The following is a 17,021-nucleotide window of genomic DNA, read 5'->3' as shown; positions in this document are numbered from 1 at the left end:
TGGTGCTTTCGGCTCTGTCAAACATACGGGTTCCGTTAAGTGTGTTCAGGTTGACCGGGTCTCGCGCGGAACGCGTAGCAGGTACGCGGCGCTGCTGGCGAAGTGGCCAGCCCTGACGTGGCGGAAGAAGGTGCCGCACACGCGAGGCAGGACAGCCCGTGCAGCGCTCATTGAAGCGCGCGGATCTCGGCTGCCCAGGCGAACGGCAAAACGGCACCCTGCGCTTCACGGTGGGTCGTTCCACCTTGAGCTCCCGATCGAGCCGCGCCAAACGCAGCATGACGCACGATTGTTACACCGCTTGCTGCACCGCCTGGTACACCGCTTGGAACACCATTGGGTGCAGCCGCAAATGCACGCGCCGTCATTCAGGAACCCTATCGCCAGTCACGCAGGGATTGAGCGCGTTAGTGTATTGGAACGGCCCGGAATAGGCAACCGAAGCGGGCTGTCCGAACGTACCGGGAAAGGGCCCGAAGCGGGCGCCGGGGGCCGCGCGCAAGGCGCCGCCGCGTGCCGTCCGCAAGTCGATGCGGGGCTCGCACGCGTTCTGACCCTTCCTTGCCGCAGCGCCGCATTGGAAGTAGGCTTTCCCCTTTCTTCGCCTTCTACCGACCAGGGAGCAACCATGATCGTTTTCGTCACCGGCGCATCAGCGGGATTCGGCGCCGCCATCGCGCGGGCCTTCGTCAAGGGCGGACACCGCGTCGTCGCCACGGCACGCCGCAAGGACCGCCTCGACGCGCTGGCCGCCGAACTCGGCGACGCGCTTCTGCCCTTCGAACTCGACGTGCGCGACCGCGCCGCCGTGGAAGCCGCGCCCGCCGCCCTGCCGCCCGAATTCGCCGACGTGGACGTGCTCGTCAACAATGCCGGCCTCGCACTCGGCGTGGAACCGGCGCAAAAGGCCGACCTCGACGAATGGGAAACCATGATCGAGACCAATTGCACCGGTCTGGTGCAGGTCACGCATGCGTTCCTGCCGGGCATGGTCGCGCGCAACCGCGGCCACGTTTTCAATCTGGGTTCGGTGGCGGGCCGCTGGCCGTACCCGGGCGGCAACGTCTACGGCGCGACCAAGGCCTTCGTGCGCCAGTTCAGCCTGAACCTGCGCGCCGACCTCGCCGGCACCGCGCTGCGCGTGACCGACATCGAACCCGGCCTGTGCGGCGGCACCGAGTTCTCGAACGTGCGCTATCGAGGCGACGACACCAAGGCCGCCAACGTCTACAAGGACGTGCAGCCACTCACGGCCGAGGACATCGCCGACTCCATCTACTGGATCGCCACGCGCCCCGCGCACATCAATATCAACACGATCGAACTCATGCCGGTCGCGCAATCGTTCGCCGGACTGAGCATCCATCGCGGATAAATTTGCTTTCAATTTTCCTGCGTATGTCAGTCGTCCGAACGGCGTGCGCAGCGCGCGTTCCGGTAGAATGCGCGGCATGGAAATCTCCACCAGCAAGCCGGGTACGGCCCCAAGTTCGGAGGCCGCGTCCGGTTTTACATGGCCGATACGCGTCTACTACGAGGACACCGATGCCGGCGGCATCGTGTTCTACGCGAACTACCTGAAGTTCTTCGAGCGCGCGCGCACCGAATGGCTGCGCGCCTGCGGCGTTGATCAACGCAGGCTCGCCGAGGAAACCGGCGCCCTCTTCGTCGTGCGCAGCACCGCGCTCGACTACCGGGTGCCCGCCCGTCTCGACGACGTCGTGACGATCGTGAGCCGCCTCGACAAACTCGGCCGCGCGTCGGTCGACTTCATGCAGGAAGCGTGGCGCGGCGACACCTTGCTGGCCACGGGCAAGATCCGCGTCGGCTGTGTGGCGAACGTCGACGGCACCATGCGCGCGTCCGCCATTCCCGACCACGTTCACGCAGCTTTGGAACGTGGCATGAAGAAAGTCTTACCAACCGTGTCAACGGCATCCGCTTAATTGCCGTTGATACGACGCCAGTGAACTCGCGCGGGTCTTTGCAGGACCAAGCTGGGTTCGGCCGCGACGGCGCGCCGCCTTGCCGTTTGCCTTCGGGAAGCTTCGCGTTGACTTGCAGCCGCTCGCCCCTTCCGGGACGTTACAACGAACCTCTATGAACACTACACAAGACCTGTCGATCATTTCACTCGTTCTTAATGCGAGCATACTGGCACAGGCGGTGATGGGACTTCTCCTGTTGCTGTCTCTGATTTCCTGGACCTTCATCTTCCGCAAGTGGTTCGCCATCCGCCGCGCACGCCGGCAGACCGAACGCTTCGAACGCGACTTCTGGTCGGGCGGCGACCTGCAGGCGCTCTACCAGAGCGCAGCGAACAACCGCCACACGATCGGCGCGCTCGAGCGTATCTTCGAGTCGGGCATGCGCGAGTTCCTGAAGGCCAAAGAGAAGCGCCTGAACGATCCGAGCCTCGTGCTCGACGGCGCCCGCCGCGCCATGCGCGCGGCCTTCCAGCGCGAAATGGACGCGCTCGAGGCGAATCTCTCGTTCCTCGCCTCGGTCGGCTCGGTCAGCCCGTATATCGGTCTGTTCGGCACGGTGTGGGGGATCATGAATGCGTTCCGCGGTCTCGCGAACGTGCAGCAGGCCACCCTCGCGAACGTCGCGCCCGGCATCGCCGAAGCGCTGACGGCCACCGCCATCGGTCTGTTCGCCGCGATTCCGGCGGTCGTCGCGTACAACAGCTACGCGCACGACATCGACCGTCTGGCGATCCGCTTCGAAACCTTCATCGAAGAGTTTTCGAACATCCTGCAGCGTCAGGCCCACTAATCTTCACGAAGCAAGGAGTCGAAGATGGGAGGCTCAGTCCGTTCGAGCATGCGAGGCAGCCGCTCGCGCCGTGCGATGGCCGACATCAACGTCGTGCCGTATATCGACGTGATGCTGGTGCTGCTCGTGATCTTCATGGTGACCGCGCCGCTGGTGGCGCCGTCCATTGTCAATCTGCCGACTGTCGGCGGCGCGTCGCAGCAGCAGCAAACACCGCCCGTCGTGGTCAACATCCGGCCCGACGGCAATCTGAGCGTCAAATATAAGGACGACTCGGGTGCCACGCAGCAGGAAACCATGTCGCGCGCCGATCTCAACGGCTTCGTCGCCGATCGCGAGCAGAGTCATCCCGACCAGCCCGTCGTGATCGCCGCCGACAAGTCCGTGAAGTACGAGACCGTGATGAACGTCATGTCCGATTTGAAGGCGCACGGCGTCAAACGTGTCGGACTGCTCGTCAAATCGCAATGACCGGCAAGAAAGACACCTATCCGATGCAGCCTCCGCGCGAGCGTGGCACGGGGCGTGCTATAGCGCTCGCCGTGATCATGCACGTGCTGCTCGGTTTTTTCCTCTACCACGGCATCCACTGGCAGAACAGCACGCCGGCGGGTGAAGAGGCGGAGCTCTGGACCGAGGTGCCGGACCTGTCGACGCCGAAGCCGTTGCCGCCGCCCGCGCCGGTGACCCCTGCCCCGCCGCCGCCGCAGACGGAAGACGCCGACATTGCGCTGCAACAGCAAAAGCGCAAGCAGCAGGAAGCGGCGCGCGAGGCGCAACTGGCCGAGCAGCAACGCATCAAGCAGCAGCAGGAAGCCGAGGCGAAGCGTCAGCAGCAACTGGCCGCCCAGCAGGCGGCTCAGCTCGCCGCGCAGCAGAAGGCCGCGAAGCTCAAGCAACAACAGCAGCAGGAACAACAGCAGCAAGCCGCCGAAAAGCTCAAGCAGCAACAACAGCAGCAAGACGCGCTGAAGAAGCAGCAGGAACAAGAGCAGCAACAGAAGCAGGCGAAGCTCGACGCCCAGAAGAAGGCCGACGCCGACAAGGCCGCCAAGGCCAAGGCGCAAGCCGACGCCCAGGCGAAGAAGATGGACGCAGAACGGCGCGCGCGCATCGCGCAGATGCAAGGCGCGATGGGCGGCGGCGAAGGCACGAGCGGCAACGGTCTCGCGAAAAGCGGCACCGGCAGCGGCTCGGGCGGCAATGCAGCAACGCCGGGTTATGCCGACAAGGTGCGCCGTCGCGTGAAGCCGTTCATCACTTGGGCAGGCGACACGGCCGGTCTTGAAACCGAAATCGCGGTGCGCTGTTCCTCGAGCGGCACCCTGCTTTCGGCAACGATCACGCGCAGCAGTGGCAATTCGGCATGGGACGACGCCGCGATGCGAGCCGTGAAAAGCGCGGACCCGATGCCGCAAGACACCGACGGCAAGACGCCGTCGAGCTTCAAGATTACCTTGCGCCCGGCAGGTTGACGGCGCAAGTCAGAGTGCAACAACGCTGGCGCGCGGCGGCGGGCAGGAACGATTCGATGCATCTCGGGTCTGTCTGCTGTCGCGCGGTGTGACAAATATCGCTTTTTCAGGAAACATCACAGCATGACTCTGATGACGAAAATTGGCCTGCGTACCCTCGTCGCTTCCTGCCTGCTGGCAGTCGGCGGCGCCGCGAACGCCCAACTCAACGTCCTCGTCACCGGCGTGGGCTCCACCCAGTTTCCGATCGCCACGGCGAACTTCGCGGGCGAAGCAAATTCGCCGCAGCAAGTCGCCGCGATCGTGCGCGCCGACCTCGCGCGCAGCGGCAAATTCACCAACGTCGACGCGGGCAGCGCCCCGGTCGCCGAAACCGACTCGGTCGACCTCGGCGGCTGGAAAGCCAAGGGCGCCAACGCGTTCGTCGCGGGCAGCGTCAACAAGCTGCCGAACGGCCAGTACGAAGTGCGCTTCAAGCTCTACGACACGGTCAAGGGCGAAAGCCTCGGCGGTCTCGTGCTGCAAAGCCCGCCCGCGGGCCTGCGCATGAGCGCACACAAGGTCGCGGATTACATCTATCAGAAGCTGATGGGCGACCGCGGCGTGTTCGCCACGCGCCTGTCGTACGTGATCCGCACGGGCGGCCGCTATCAGCTGCAGATTTCGGACTCCGACGGACAAGACGCGCACATCGCGCTGTCGAGCCCCGAGCCGATCATCTCGCCGGCCTGGTCGCCCGACGGCACCAAGGTCGCTTACGTTTCTTTCGAAAAGAAAAAGCCCATCGTCTATGTGCACGACCTGCCTACGGGGCGGCGCGTCGTCATTTCGGACCAAAAGGGCAACAACTCGGCACCGGCCTGGTCGCCGGACGGCCGCACGCTCGCCGTCGCGCTGTCGCGCACGGGCAACACGCAGATCTTCGCCGTCAATGCCGACGGCTCCGGTTTGCGCCGCCTGACGCAAGGCACGACCATCGACACCGAACCCACCTTCTCTCCTGACGGACGCTCGATTTACTTCACGAGCGACCGCGGCGGCCAGCCGCAGGTCTACAGGATGTCAGCACAGGGTGAAAGCGCAGGCGCAGCACAACGCGTGACGTTCACCGGCAGCTATAACACGAGCCCGCGGGTCAGCCCCGACGGCAAGCAGCTGGCGTACATCTCACGCACGGGCGGCGGATTTAAGCTGTACATTCAAGACCTGCAGTCCGGCGTGGCAACCGCGCTCACCGACACGACACATGACGAATCGCCCAGCTTCGCGGCGAACGGTCAGTACATTCTTTACGCCACACAGGTGAACGGCCGTGGCGTGCTGGCTGCTGTATCGACCGACGGTCGTACGCGGCAAATCCTGTCCGTTCAGGGCGGCAGCGTACGCGAGCCGTCCTGGGGTCCTTTCATGCAATAACACTTCAGGAGAGCAATAATGATGTCGAACAAATTCCGCCTGGCGCTGGCCGTCTTGATGATCGGTGCACTGGCCGCGTGTAAGTCGGCTCCGAAGACCGACGAAAACGCGAACGCCGGCTCGATGAGCACGCAGCCGAACCCGAACGCCGTCGCCCAAGTCAACGTCGACCCGCTGAACGACCCGAACAGCCCGCTCGCCAAGCGCAGCGTGTACTTCGACTTCGACAGCTACGCCGTCAAGGACGACTACCAAAGCGTGGTGCAGGCACACGCCCAATACCTCAAGACGCACCCGGAACGTCACGTCCTGATCCAGGGCAACACCGACGAGCGCGGCACGAGCGAGTACAACCTGGCACTGGGCCAGAAGCGTGCTGAAGCTGTCCGCAAGGCGCTGTCGCTGATGGGCGTGCCCGATTCGCAGATGGAAGCTGTGAGCCTGGGCAAGGAAAAGCCGGTTGCACAAGGTCACGACGAAGCCTCGTGGGCGCAAAACCGTCGTGCCGACCTCGTGTACCAACAGTAATCTGAGCATTGGATGAAGGGGCGTATGTCGCACCGTTTCTCCCCGCTGCGGGCAGCCGCAGCCGCCTGCGTGGCCGGCGTCGCCTTTGCGGCGATCCCGGCCCACGCGGGTCTCTTCGATGACGATCAGGCGCGCCAGGCGATTCTCGACCTGCGCGCCAAGAACGACAATCTGTCGAGCCAGTTGTCCGCGGCACAGCGCACGATCCTCGATCAGTCCAACCGCATGGACCAGCTGAACCAGCAGGTCGCGACGTTGCGCGGTCAGACCGAAGATCTGGCGAACGAGCTCACGACGCTGACGAAGCAACAGAAGGACTACTACACGGATCTCGACACGCGTCTCAAGAAGTTCGAGCCGCAGCAAGAGACCGTGGACGGCATGCAGGGCACCGTTCAGCCGGGCGAAATGGATGCGTTCAACTCCGCGTCCCAACAGTTCCGCAACGGCGACTTCAAGCAGGCCGCCTCGTCGTTCCGCAGCTTCATCTCCAAGTATCCGCAGAGCCCGTATCAGCCTACGGCGCAGTACTGGCTCGGCAACGCGCTGTATGCGTTGAAGGACTACAAGGGTTCGACGGCAACGTGGCAGAACGTGGTCAAGAGTTATCCGCAACATCCGCGCGCCCCTGAGGCGTTGCTGGCGATCGCGAACAATCAGATGGAGCAAGGGCAAAAGGCTGCGGCCAAGCGCACGCTCGAACAGATCGTTTCGCAGTACGGCAGCTCGGAAGTTGCCCAGACGGCACAGAGCAAGCTCACACAGCTCAAATAAGCGCCGCTGGATCGATCTGGCGTGAAGCGAATGAGCGGCGTCATCGTGATCGCCGCAGGTTCGCCAAACGCGCCTCTCGCAATCCCCAAAAAGCCCGGAATACCGCGTATTCCGGGCTTTTTCTTTTGGGTTGTCTTGTTTGAGCGCTCAAGAAACAGATAAGAAGCACGCGCCATAAGGTTGACACGTTCCGCATGTCTGCTATAATCCCGCTTCTTTCGGGTCGTTAGCTCAGCTGGTAGAGCAGCGGACTTTTAATCCGTTGGTCACAGGTTCGAATCCCGTACGGCCTACCAAAGCTTGAAACAAAAAGCCCAGTCTTCGGACTGGGCTTTTTGCTTTGGCGCGCAAAAAATCGCGCCTGCATTCCCGGACAAGCCTCGCGCGGCTCAGCGTGTATACTTCCCCACCCCGCCGTTCCCCCGCCGCACAGGCCACGTCAACATGAAGTTCTCGACTCTCGCCTGCGTCATGCTCGCGCTGCTCTGGATCAGTCTGCGCGTTCAGGCGCAAGTTCAAGCCCCGCCCGAAGACTACGAATATCTGCGGCGGATGAAGGTGCCCGACGCCGTCGTCAATTGCGTCGCCGCCCTCGATCAGTGGGTGCATGGCGCGCCGCGCTACGATTCGCTGATGGTCCCCGACCGCCGCGCGCTCACCGCCAAGGTCGAAAGCCCGGTGCCTGCGGGCGCACTGCCCGGTGGTGCGTCGAGCCCGGTGCCGCAGGCCTCGCCCATCGACACGCTGATTCATCTGCGCGGCTTCGCGAAGCTGCGCGGCAAGTACGCATGGGTGCCCGTGAAGGCGACGTGCGGTATCTGGCATACGCACGTGGTCGATGTCGCGCTGGCGCCGCACAGCACGCACGGCGACTCGCCGATCCACTGACGCGGATCGCAGCCAGCGCGTCGCGCCACATCGCGCACGCAACAAAAAAGCCCGTTACGCATCATGCGCACGGGCTTTTTTACTTCGGGCCTCGGCGGCCCCCAACGAGCGTCGCGCGAAGCGCGCGCCCGTTGCCACCAGTCGGAAAGACTTAGTCGGCCTTGATGCCTTCGACCTGGATCTGCAGCGTCGTGGCCATCTTGAAGCCATACGCCTGGCCGTAGTTCACGCCGTAGTCCGAACGATCGAACGTGGCGGTTGCGTCGGCGCCGCACACTTCACGCTTGAGCATCGGGTTCTGGAAGCACTTGAACGAGTCGATCTTCAGGTTCAGCGGCTTCGTCACGCCGTGCAGCGTGAACGTGCCGATCACTTCGACGGGCTTGTCGCCGTCGTACTTGACCGAGGTGCCCTTGTAGACGGCCGTCGGGAACTTGGCCGCGTCGAGCATTTCCGCCGAGCTGACGTGCTTGTCGAGCGCCTTGTTGCCCGTGTCGATCGACGATGCGTCGATGGTCACGTCGACCGTGCCGGTCTTCGCAGCCGGATCGAGCACGACCGTGCCCGAGCTCTTCGTGAACTTGCCGCGCCACACCGAGACGCCGCCGAAGTGGTCGGTCTCGAAGCTCGGGTACGTGTGCGTCGGGTCGAGGTTGTAGGTGGTCGGCGCGGCGACAGCGGGCGTGGCGATGGCGGCGGCGAGTGCGGCGGCAGCAGCCGCGGCGAAAAGCGTGTTCTTCATGTGAGCGTGTGTCCTGATGCTGGGGTTAAGACAAAGCGAATGCGGTTGAAACGGACAGCCGTTGCGCGTCAGTGCGCGGCGGCCACGATGTGAAACTTGATCTGCACGTCGTCGGCGACGATCGAAGTGTCTTTCCACTCGCCCGTGCCGATGTTGTACGCGAGGCGCTTGATGGGCAGCGCGCCGTCGAACACCTGGTTCGCGCCGTCCTTGTGGTACTGCACCGGCACGACGACATCGGTCGTCTTGCCCTTGATCGTGAGCTTGCCCGCGACCGAGTACGCGCCGTTCGCGCCGGCCTTAATCTGCGTGGAGACGAAGGTCGCGTGCGGGAATTTGCCCGCGTCGAACCACTCGTCGCCGGCCACTTCCTTGTTGTAGTCGGCCGAGCCAAGGTCGAAGCTCGCGACCTCGACGTCGAGCTTCGCGCTCGAAGCGGCGACGTTGGCCGGATCGAAATGCACGTCGGCGCTGAAGTGGTTGAACTTGCCTTCGACCGGCACGTTCATCTGCTTGAACACGGCCGAGACGGCGCTCTTGCCGGCTTCGGGCGCCGCATCCGCGTTCAGGGCGAACGAAGCGGTGAAGGCCGCGCCGGCGGCGAGCGCCGCGCCGAGCGCGACGACGGAAGCTTTCTGGACGAGACGGTGGATCATGATCGGTTCGCTATTTACGCTATGAGCGGTGAAAAAACGTCGAATGGGAAGAATAAGAAGCACACGCGCGCCGCGCGCCACGTGACGCAGGCGCGCCTCAGTCGCGCGGCGTGCCGAACGGCAGCATGCGCGCGAGGATGTTCTGGCGGTCGAGCAACTGATGCTTCACGACCGCGAGCACGTGCAGCGCCACCACGGCGAGCAACGTGTAGTTCAACGAAACATGCACGATCCGCAGCGTGCCCTTGAGCGCGGTGTCGGGATCGATCAGCGTGGGCAGCGGCCAGATGCCGAGATACACGACCTGAATGCCGGCCGCCGAGCTGTACAGATAGCCGGTCACGGGAATCGCGACCATCAGCACGTAAAGCAGGAAGTGGCCGAGATGCGCGAGCCCCTTCTCCCACGCGGGCGTCGAGGCGGGCAGCGCGGGCGCGGCGTGGGTCGCGCGCCAGATCAGGCGCACCAGCACGAGCGCGAGCACGGTCACGCCGATCCACTTGTGCCACGAAAAATAGCGCAGCTTGGTGGGCGTGATGCCGGGGATGTCGGTCATGATCCAGCCGAGCGCGAAGCCCCAGACGATCAGCACGGCGACCAGCCAGTGCAGCAGCATGGCGACGCCGCTGTAGCGGCCGGCGGGCTTGACGGTTCGATTCATCGGCATGGTCGTCCTTGATGGGGAACGCGCACTTTACCCCGACGCTAGGTATACAAACAATCGTCTAGAATGGATCGTTACCATCCAATTCTTCGATAGGTCGCTCATGGACCGTTCTCCGAGCCTCGAACAACTGCGCGCGCTGATCGCGGTGGCGGAAACCGGCAGCTTTTCGGCGGCGGCGCGCCAGCTCGACCGCGCGCAGTCGGTCGTGAGCTACACGATCGCGAATCTGGAGGCGCTGCTGGGCGTGGCGCTGTTCGAGCGCGGCAAGCGCAAGCCCGAGCTGACGGCGGCGGGCCGCGCGATTCTCGCCGACGCGCGCCGCCTCGACCTGCTGATGGGTCAGCTTAACGCCAAGGCCGCCGGCTTGCAGCGCGGCCTGGAAGGCGAGGTCTCGGTGGCCGTCGACGTGATGTTTCCGTCGGACCGGCTCGTGCAGGCGCTGCAGGCCTTCGCGCGCGAATTCCCCACCGTCGCGCTCAACCTGACGATGGAAGCGCTCGGCGGCGTGCTCAAGCTCGTGCTCGACGGCGACTGCGCGTTCGGCATCAGCGGGCCGAACCAGAACTGGCCGCACGTGATCGAGGCGCGCGCGATCGGCACCGTCGAGCTCGTGATGGTGGCCGCGCCCTGCCATCCGCTCGCGCAGGCCGCGCAGCCCGTGCGCATCTCCGACGCGCGCGAGCACACACAGCTCGTGCTCACCGACCGCAGCCGCCTCACGGTCGGGCAGACGTTCGGCGTGTACAGCAACCGCGCGTGGAAGCTCGGCGACCTGGGCGCGAAGCACCGTCTGCTGCTCGCGGGCCTCGGCTGGGGCTCGATGCCGCGTCATCTGGTGGAAGCCGATCTCGAAGCGGGCCGCCTCGTGCGTATCGCGCTCGCCGACCGCAGCTCGGTGAACTACAACGTCTCGCTGATCCATCGCACCGATACGGGCACCGGCCCGGCGACTCAGTGGCTCTGCGAATATCTGACGAAGGGCACGCCGCCCGCAGCGCTGCTGCCCGACGCGCGCTGAGCCGCCGCTGACGTCAGCAGCGGCGCTTGCACACCCAACCCGCACAGCCAATCCGCAGGCCCGATCCACAGGCCGATAAAACCGTACCGCCAGCCGCCGCGCCGCCGCTTTCACACGCGCCCAGTTGCGCCGATACAACCCGCGCCGCCGCGCCTGACAAAGCTTCACAAACCCGCCTGAGCCGCGCCACGCGGCGCGCCGCGGCCATCGCGCGCCGTCCGGCACGGCCCCGGACGCGCCAATCGGCTGATCCGCGCATTTTTCGAGAAAGACCCTCGTGCCATGATCGCGCCGCTCCAAGAGCCGGCGGCGCGACGCCTTGCGCCGCGACGGTCCGCGCGGTGCCGTGCTCCACCTCGCGCCTTGCCCGAAACGTCCGAAACGTCCGAAACGTCACATGGATAACTTCGTCTATTGCCTGGTGTCGAATCTCGTCCTGCTCGCCGGCGTGCAACTGGTCTGCTGGTTCATCCGCGCGATGCGCCCGGACGTCCGCCTGCACGGCACGCGCGTGTTCGTCGGCATGATCGCGCTCGCCTGCGTCTTCGACGCGGCGCTCACCTTCCTCGTGTTCGCCGACGCGGGCGGCGCGTGGCGCGCCCGCCAGCCGGTCGACAGCTTCTTCGCGCGCGCTGCCGCTTATGGGCTGAGCGCGCTGTTCGCGCTGGTCGTCGGCTATCTGGCGAGCCGCCGCACGGCGGCGGACGACGCCGACCGCGAGCCGCGCAAGGCGTCGCGCGACGCCCTCGTGATCGAAACCTCGCCCTACAGCAAGTCCACACTGCCGATGTAGGACGGCGCGCCGCCTACTTCTTCTTGCCTTTGCCCGAGGCTTTTGCCCCGCCGGATTGTGCCGATCGTGCCGATTGTGACGATTGCGGGGATTGCGCCGCCGTCGGCACCACACCGGACCAGCCGGGCAGATAGCGCGCGTCCGGGTCGTGCGCGTGGGCGAGCGCATCAACGAGCGCCTGGTCGAAGTCCTTTCGCACGCGCGCGGACGGCACCTTCTGACGCAGATAGTCGGCCCAGAGGAATTCGCTGAAGGGCGTGGTGTCCTTGGCGTAGCCGCCCGCCACGCGCAGTTCGCCCGCGAGGCTGCGGTACGGATCGTCGTCGAGACCGAACAGCTGCTTCGGCAGATTGGCGTAGGCGCAGCGCTCGCCGACGGCGTCGAACGGATGCACCCACTGGTTGTGCTCCATCATCCGCCAGAAGATCGTGGTGTCGAGCCACGACAGATCCTTGAGCACCGTGACCTTCACGCTCGGCACGCCTTCGTGCAGCCACGCGAGCCCGAGATGGTGATGATCGACCACGTAGTAGCGCCCTTTCGGCCCGAGCACGGCCGGAAACCAGTGCGAGCCGATGGCCGCCGCGCGGCCTTTCTTGTCGAGCGTCTGCCAGTGCTCACGCTTGGCGTTCACCTCGCGAAAGCCGACGGTGAGCTGCGTGGGGCGCAGTTCGTCGAGCTTCACGTCGATGAGATGCAGATCCGTGTTCTGCAGGTTCATGGCGGGTCTCCTTGTCGAGCGTTTCGATGCGATGCGTTTCGATGCGATGGAATGGGACGAGAAACCGTCGCGCAACGATACCGCCTAACCGATATGCAATGCGCATGAAACGCAGACGCTCGCCGCGCGGCCCTGCGTGGGGTCAACCCCGACGACGCCGGGCACGCTGAATGCACGCGATCGCCACTTCGCCTATAAATGCACGGATATGACGCGCGGTTGACCCGCAGCCGGCGTCATCGTCGTTCCCGCATCGCAGCGCTCGAAGTCCCGCCTCACGGCCGTCCGCGGTTTGTTTCAGTTTCGTCTCTGGTTCGTCGCAGTTTCGTCGCAGTTTCGTTTCAGGCAGTCGCATCGGCTCGCAGTGTTCCGCAGTGTCCCGAAGTTCACGCGTCTTTCCGGCTCAATCAACGACTCAAGCGAGGGCATCTTGGATCTCGAAACCATCCGCGTATTCATCATGACCCGAGGCATCGACTTCGGGACCAAGGTCTTGGCGGCGATCGTCCTGTGGATCGTGGGGCGCTGGGTCATCAACATGATCGCCGGCTTCCTGCGCAAGCTGCTCAGCCGCAACGAACGCGTCGACCCGACGCTCGCGCATTACCTCAGTTCGATTCTGGCCGGCGTGCTCAACCTGCTGCTGGTGCTCGCGATCCTGCAGGTGTTCGGCGTGCAGACCACCTCGTTCGCGGCGCTGCTCGCCGGTCTCGGCCTCGCCATCGGCACGGCGTGGGGCGGCCTGCTCGCGCACTTCGCGGCGGGCGTGTTCATGCAGGTGCTGCGGCCGTTCAAGGTCGGCGACTTCGTGACGGCGGGCGGCGTGACCGGCACGGTGAAGGAACTGGGCATCTTCGGCACGACCATCATCTCGCCGGACAACGTGGTCAACATCGTCGGCAACAACAAGATCTTCTCGGACACCATCTCGAACTACAGCGCGACGCCCGTGCGCCGCGTCGAGCTGACCGCGAAGATCGCCAATGGCGTCGATCCCGTCGATGCCGCCAACCGCCTGCGCGCGGCCATCGCGAAGATCCCGAACGTCGCGCAGGAGCCCGCGCCCGACGTCGAGATCCTCTCGTTCACGCCCGAAGGTCCGCTGCTCGCGGTGCGTCCGTACACCAACAACGAGACGTACTGGCAGGTGTATTTCGACACCAACCGCGCGATCGTCGAGACCTTCCGGGACGCGGGCTATCCGACGCCGGAAACGCCGTCGATCATCCGGCGCATCGGCACGCAAGGCGCGTAAGCCGAGCCACGTCAGTCGCTGCGGCCATGGGTGGCCGCGCAAAACAAAACGGCATCGTCCTCGCGGGCGATGCCGTTTTTTCGTGAAGCGCCGATCGAGAGATCAGGCGTTCGAGCGCTCAGTGTCGCTCAGTGCGCATCAGCAACCATCAGCGACAATCAGCGGCCATTCGGCCCGCGCACGGCATTGCCGCCGCTGTTCTTGCGCATCATCTTCCAGAGGCCGCCGAGCACGATCGGCACGATCGCCGCGCCGATGCCCACCAGCACGATGATGTTGAGGTACTGGCGGATGAACGGAATGTTGCCGAAGAAGAAGCCGAGCAGCACGAGCAGCAGCACCCAGAACAGCGCGCCCGCGATGTTGAACAGCTGGAAGCGCTGCATGCTCATCTGCGAGACGCCCGCGACGAACGGCGCGAAGGTGCGCACGACCGGAATGAAGCGCGCGAGCACGATGGTCTTGCCGCCGTGGCGCTCGTAGAAGTCGTGGGTCTTTTGCAGCGCGGCGCGGTCGAGGAAGCGTTCGAGCACGGGGATGCGCGTATTGAACACCGCCGGTCCGATCGCACGTCCGATCATGTAGTTGAGCGTGTTGCCCGTAACCGCCGCGACGATCAGAAGCGTGAGCAGCAGGCCGAGATTCATCTCGTGCGTGGCCGCGAACGCGCCGCCGATGAACAGCAGCGAATCGCCGGGCAGGAACGGCAGCACGACGAGCCCGGTTTCGCAGAACACGATCAGGAACAGAACCGCGTAGACCCAGGCACCGTACTGGTGGATGAAGACTCCGAGAAACTTGTCGATGTGCAAGACAAGGTTGACGAACTGCAGCAGCGTATCCAAAAGTGTCCCTTATTGGTCGAGGACGGAGCGCTCGCGGGAAGCGCCCTCGCCCGGTGTGGCGCGAGAAGGAAAATTGACCGCGCCATCATACAGAAAGTGCCCCGCCGTCACGAAAAATTCCCGTGAACGGCGGCAAAAATGCGTCCAATAGATCGCATATTGGCGCTTAACGGACACTTAAGGGGCCCGGTCGAGCGCCGGGCCGGCGCATCCCGACTCGCTATAATTGCGCGCATGTCCTCGAATTCCGATCTCCCCGGCGCCGCCGCGCCCGACGCTTCCGCCTCCGCCCTGCCCGACGAGGCCAACGCGGCCCCCGAGTCCGCTTCGCGCGGCCCACGGCCCGCACGCGCGATCCAGGCGCTGCCCGATCAGCTGATCAGCCAGATCGCGGCCGGCGAAGTGGTCGAGCGCCCCGCCTCGGTCGTGAAGGAACTGCTCGAAAATGCGCTCGACGCGGGCGCGAGCACGCTGCGCATCCTGCTCGACGAAGGCGGCGTCAAACGCATCTCGATCGCCGACGACGGCTGCGGCATTCCCGAAGGCGAATTGCCGCTCGCGCTGATGCGCCACGCCACCAGCAAGATCCGCTCGCTCGCGGAACTCGAAAGCGTGGCAACGCTCGGGTTTCGCGGCGAAGCGCTGGCCTCGATCGCCTCGGTCGCCGAGATGTCGATCACGAGCCGCACCGCGCAGGACGCGCACGCCGTCAAAATCGACGCGCACACGGGCGCGATCTCGCCCGCCGCGGGCGGCCAGGGCACGACCATCGAAGTGCGCGAGCTGTACTTCAACACGCCCGCGCGCCGCAAGTTTCTCAAGAGCGAGCAGACCGAACTCGGGCATTGCCTGGAGATGATCCGCCGCAGCGCGCTCGCGCGCCCGGACGTGGCGATCTCGGTGCTGCACAACGGCCGCGCCGTCGAGCACTGGAACGCGAGCGATCCGGGCACGCGCGTCTCGAAGATTCTCGGCGAGACTTTCGCCACCGCGCATCTGCCGCTCGACGAGCGCGCCGGACCGCTGGCCGTCTACGGCTGCGCGGGCCTGCCGACGGCAAGCCGCAATCGCGCCGACCAGCAGTACTTCTTCGTGAATGGCCGTTTCGTGCGCGACAAGCTGCTCACGCACGCGGTGCGCGCGGCCTATGAGGACGTGCTGCACGGCGACCGCTATCCGTCGTATGTGCTGTTCCTCGACCTGCCGCCCGAGGCCGTCGACGTGAACGTGCATCCGTCGAAGATCGAGGTGCGTTTCCGCGATTCGCGCTCGATTCACCAGTTCGTGTTCCATGCCGTGCAACGCGCGCTGGCGCGCCACGCGGGCGCATCGCCGGAAACCACGTCGGGCGGCCACGCCGCGCTGATCGAACCGCGTGCGATTCCGGGCGCGGGCGTGCTCGGCGGATCGGTGGGGCTGAGTTCGGGCGCGTCGGGGTCGGCATCGTCTGGATCGGCAGGTTCAGCGGGATCGTTGGGATCGGCGGGCGATGGCGCGGGCCGGTTCGGCACCGCGAGCGTCGCCAGCAGCTTCGGCGGATCGTCGAGTGCATTTGGCGGCGCGGGCAGTTCAGGCGGTTTCGGTGGCGCACGCGCGTCGGGCTTCGGCGGATCTGGCTCGGGCGGCGGATCCGGTGGCGGATCCGGCGGCGGATCCGGCGGCGCAAGCAGCGGCAACACCTGGCTGCGCCAGTCGCGCATGCAGCAAGGCTCGCTGCCGGTCGCGCAGCCGCTCGCGCTTTACGATGCGCTGTTCGGCCGCAAGGACGTCGGCGCCGGCACCGCGCAAGGCTCGACCGTCACGCAAGGCGATGCAGCCGCCGATGGCGCGCCCTTCGACAGCGCGGCGCAACCCGCCTTCGACGCCCGCGACGATCATCCGCTCGGCTTCGCGCTCGGCCAGGTCCACGGCATCTACGTGCTCGCGCAGAATGCGCGCGGCCTCGTGATCGTCGATATGCACGCGGCCCACGAACGCATCCTCTACGAGCAGTTCAAGGCGGCGCTGGCCGAGCGCTCGCTCGCCGTGCAGCCGCTGCTGATCCCGATCTCGATGCAGGCCGATCCCGTGGAAACCGGCACCGTCGAGGAAGAAAAGGCCACGCTCGAAGCGCTCGGTTTCGATCTCGCGGTGCTCTCGCCCACCTCGATCGCGATCCGCGCCGTGCCCGCGCTGCTCAAGGACGCCGATCTTCAGGCGCTCGCGCGCGCCGTGCTCACCGACCTGCACGCCTACGGCGGCTCGCGCGTGCTCACCGAGCGCCAGCACGAAATGCTCGGCACGCTCGCCTGCCATCACGCGGTGCGCGCCAACCGCCGCCTCACGCTCGACGAAATGAACGCGCTGCTGCGCCAGATGGAAGCCACCGAACGCGCCGACCAGTGCAATCACGGCCGCCCGACCTGGTATCAGCTCACGCTCGCGGACCTCGACCGCCTGTTCATGCGCGGCCAGTGAGCGGAGCC

General features: G+C 65.4%; 17 protein-coding genes, 1 tRNA gene, 1 pseudogene and 1 riboswitch. Of the genes and pseudogenes, 14 read left to right on the top strand and 5 right to left on the bottom strand.

Features of this window, described 5'->3' with window-relative positions; translation table 11 throughout:
* Nucleotides 1-185 precede the first annotated feature (185 nt).
* Nucleotides 186-401, bottom strand: a riboswitch (ZMP/ZTP riboswitch).
* Between the two features lie 227 nt (nt 402-628).
* The 10 genes from ydfG (at nt 629) to U4Y88_RS25710 (ending at nt 7,859) form a co-directional block, all read left to right on the top strand.
* Entirely contained in the window at nt 629-1,375 is a 747-nt protein-coding gene (ydfG, locus tag U4Y88_RS25755; RefSeq protein WP_224016317.1) for a bifunctional NADP-dependent 3-hydroxy acid dehydrogenase/3-hydroxypropionate dehydrogenase YdfG, read from the top strand.
* Between the two features lie 67 nt (nt 1,376-1,442).
* Nucleotides 1,443-1,946, top strand: a complete 504-nt coding sequence (ybgC, locus tag U4Y88_RS25750) for a tol-pal system-associated acyl-CoA thioesterase (protein ID WP_310634042.1) — start codon at nt 1,443-1,445, stop codon at nt 1,944-1,946.
* Nucleotides 1,947-2,100: 154 nt separating this feature from the next.
* Complete coding sequence (gene tolQ / locus U4Y88_RS25745; protein WP_027817805.1) at nt 2,101-2,778, top strand: protein TolQ; 678 nt, start codon at nt 2,101-2,103, stop codon at nt 2,776-2,778.
* Between the two features lie 24 nt (nt 2,779-2,802).
* Complete coding sequence (gene tolR / locus U4Y88_RS25740) at nt 2,803-3,249, top strand: protein TolR (protein ID WP_224016325.1); 447 nt, start codon at nt 2,803-2,805, stop codon at nt 3,247-3,249.
* Entirely contained in the window at nt 3,246-4,253 is a 1,008-nt protein-coding gene (tolA, locus tag U4Y88_RS25735) for a cell envelope integrity protein TolA (RefSeq protein ID WP_321787261.1), read from the top strand. The genes tolR and tolA overlap by 4 nt, the downstream gene beginning before the upstream one ends.
* 123 nt (nt 4,254-4,376) lie before the next feature.
* Nucleotides 4,377-5,669 carry a Tol-Pal system beta propeller repeat protein TolB gene (gene tolB / locus U4Y88_RS25730; protein ID WP_321787259.1) on the top strand — a complete coding sequence of 431 codons (1,293 nt, stop codon included), beginning with the start codon at nt 4,377-4,379 and terminating at the stop codon, nt 5,667-5,669.
* Nucleotides 5,670-5,687: 18 nt separating this feature from the next.
* Nucleotides 5,688-6,197 carry a peptidoglycan-associated lipoprotein Pal gene (pal, locus tag U4Y88_RS25725; protein ID WP_224016334.1) on the top strand — a complete coding sequence of 170 codons (510 nt, stop codon included), beginning with the start codon at nt 5,688-5,690 and terminating at the stop codon, nt 6,195-6,197.
* Nucleotides 6,198-6,221: 24 nt separating this feature from the next.
* Nucleotides 6,222-6,971 (top strand): tol-pal system protein YbgF, encoded by a 750-nt coding sequence (gene ybgF / locus U4Y88_RS25720; RefSeq protein WP_224016337.1) that lies wholly within the window; start codon nt 6,222-6,224, stop codon nt 6,969-6,971.
* A gap of 220 nt (nt 6,972-7,191) precedes the next feature.
* Nucleotides 7,192-7,267: transfer RNA gene (locus tag U4Y88_RS25715), tRNA-Lys, on the top strand.
* Nucleotides 7,268-7,415: 148 nt separating this feature from the next.
* Nucleotides 7,416-7,859, top strand: coding sequence for a BspC domain-containing protein (locus U4Y88_RS25710; protein WP_321787257.1), 444 nt, complete (start codon nt 7,416-7,418; stop codon nt 7,857-7,859).
* A gap of 151 nt (nt 7,860-8,010) precedes the next feature.
* On the opposite strand, the gene U4Y88_RS25705 is transcribed toward U4Y88_RS25710, so the two are convergent.
* From U4Y88_RS25705 to U4Y88_RS25695, 3 genes are all read right to left on the bottom strand, one after another.
* Nucleotides 8,011-8,601 (bottom strand): YceI family protein, encoded by a 591-nt coding sequence (locus U4Y88_RS25705; protein WP_224016342.1) that lies wholly within the window; start codon nt 8,599-8,601, stop codon nt 8,011-8,013.
* 68 nt (nt 8,602-8,669) lie between these two features.
* Nucleotides 8,670-9,257 carry a YceI family protein gene (locus tag U4Y88_RS25700; protein WP_224016345.1) on the bottom strand — a complete coding sequence of 196 codons (588 nt, stop codon included), beginning with the start codon at nt 9,255-9,257 and terminating at the stop codon, nt 8,670-8,672.
* Nucleotides 9,258-9,354: 97 nt separating this feature from the next.
* Nucleotides 9,355-9,918: a cytochrome b gene (locus U4Y88_RS25695; RefSeq protein ID WP_224016347.1), complete on the bottom strand. Its 564-nt coding sequence runs from the start codon at nt 9,916-9,918 to the stop codon at nt 9,355-9,357.
* Between the two features lie 106 nt (nt 9,919-10,024).
* Between U4Y88_RS25695 and U4Y88_RS25690 the strand changes: the two genes are divergently transcribed.
* Nucleotides 10,025-10,942, top strand: coding sequence for a LysR family transcriptional regulator (locus U4Y88_RS25690; protein ID WP_224016350.1), 918 nt, complete (start codon nt 10,025-10,027; stop codon nt 10,940-10,942).
* A 397-nt stretch (nt 10,943-11,339) separates the two neighbouring features.
* Nucleotides 11,340-11,735 (top strand): hypothetical protein, encoded by a 396-nt coding sequence (locus U4Y88_RS25685; RefSeq protein ID WP_321787255.1) that lies wholly within the window; start codon nt 11,340-11,342, stop codon nt 11,733-11,735.
* Between the two features lie 106 nt (nt 11,736-11,841).
* On the opposite strand, the pseudogene U4Y88_RS25680 reads toward U4Y88_RS25685, so the two are convergent.
* A pseudogene (locus U4Y88_RS25680) lies at nt 11,842-12,456 on the bottom strand (ParB-like protein); the annotation flags it as partial.
* Between the two features lie 430 nt (nt 12,457-12,886).
* Here U4Y88_RS25680 and U4Y88_RS25675 point away from each other — a divergent pair.
* Nucleotides 12,887-13,711, top strand: coding sequence for a mechanosensitive ion channel family protein (locus U4Y88_RS25675; protein WP_224016354.1), 825 nt, complete (start codon nt 12,887-12,889; stop codon nt 13,709-13,711).
* A 158-nt stretch (nt 13,712-13,869) separates the two neighbouring features.
* Here the strand turns inward: U4Y88_RS25675 and U4Y88_RS25670 are convergent, their stop codons facing one another.
* Complete coding sequence (locus tag U4Y88_RS25670; RefSeq protein ID WP_224016356.1) at nt 13,870-14,556, bottom strand: VTT domain-containing protein; 687 nt, start codon at nt 14,554-14,556, stop codon at nt 13,870-13,872.
* Between the two features lie 234 nt (nt 14,557-14,790).
* On the opposite strand from U4Y88_RS25670, the gene mutL reads away from it, so the two are divergent.
* Entirely contained in the window at nt 14,791-17,013 is a 2,223-nt protein-coding gene (mutL, locus tag U4Y88_RS25665) for a DNA mismatch repair endonuclease MutL (protein ID WP_321787253.1), read from the top strand.
* Nucleotides 17,014-17,021 lie beyond the last annotated feature (8 nt).

The organism is Paraburkholderia sp. J94, from assembly GCF_905220285.1.
GTDB classification, from domain to species: Bacteria; Pseudomonadota; Gammaproteobacteria; order Burkholderiales; family Burkholderiaceae; genus Paraburkholderia; species Paraburkholderia tropica_A.
Note: the sequence above shows the minus strand (reverse complement) of the source record. Positions and strands in the feature narration are given on the sequence as shown.

Bases quoted from the DNA above. Each gene is read 5' to 3' on its own strand.
- pal (WP_224016334.1), top strand. From the start codon at position 5,688: ATGATGTCGAACAAATTCCGCCTGGCGCTGGCCGTCTTGATGATCGGT.
- ybgC (WP_310634042.1), top strand. From the start codon at position 1,443: ATGCGCGGCATGGAAATCTCCACCAGCAAGCCGGGTACGGCCCCAAGT.
- mutL (WP_321787253.1), top strand. From the start codon at position 14,791: ATGTCCTCGAATTCCGATCTCCCCGGCGCCGCCGCGCCCGACGCTTCC.
- tolB (WP_321787259.1), top strand. From the start codon at position 4,377: ATGACTCTGATGACGAAAATTGGCCTGCGTACCCTCGTCGCTTCCTGC.
- ydfG (WP_224016317.1), top strand. From the start codon at position 629: ATGATCGTTTTCGTCACCGGCGCATCAGCGGGATTCGGCGCCGCCATC.
- U4Y88_RS25700 (WP_224016345.1), bottom strand. From the start codon at position 9,257: ATGATCCACCGTCTCGTCCAGAAAGCTTCCGTCGTCGCGCTCGGCGCG.
- tolR (WP_224016325.1), top strand. From the start codon at position 2,803: ATGGGAGGCTCAGTCCGTTCGAGCATGCGAGGCAGCCGCTCGCGCCGT.
- tolA (WP_321787261.1), top strand. From the start codon at position 3,246: ATGACCGGCAAGAAAGACACCTATCCGATGCAGCCTCCGCGCGAGCGT.
- U4Y88_RS25705 (WP_224016342.1), bottom strand. From the start codon at position 8,601: ATGAAGAACACGCTTTTCGCCGCGGCTGCTGCCGCCGCACTCGCCGCC.
- U4Y88_RS25695 (WP_224016347.1), bottom strand. From the start codon at position 9,918: ATGAATCGAACCGTCAAGCCCGCCGGCCGCTACAGCGGCGTCGCCATG.
- ybgF (WP_224016337.1), top strand. From the start codon at position 6,222: ATGTCGCACCGTTTCTCCCCGCTGCGGGCAGCCGCAGCCGCCTGCGTG.
- U4Y88_RS25710 (WP_321787257.1), top strand. From the start codon at position 7,416: ATGAAGTTCTCGACTCTCGCCTGCGTCATGCTCGCGCTGCTCTGGATC.
- U4Y88_RS25690 (WP_224016350.1), top strand. From the start codon at position 10,025: ATGGACCGTTCTCCGAGCCTCGAACAACTGCGCGCGCTGATCGCGGTG.
- U4Y88_RS25685 (WP_321787255.1), top strand. From the start codon at position 11,340: ATGGATAACTTCGTCTATTGCCTGGTGTCGAATCTCGTCCTGCTCGCC.
- tolQ (WP_027817805.1), top strand. From the start codon at position 2,101: ATGAACACTACACAAGACCTGTCGATCATTTCACTCGTTCTTAATGCG.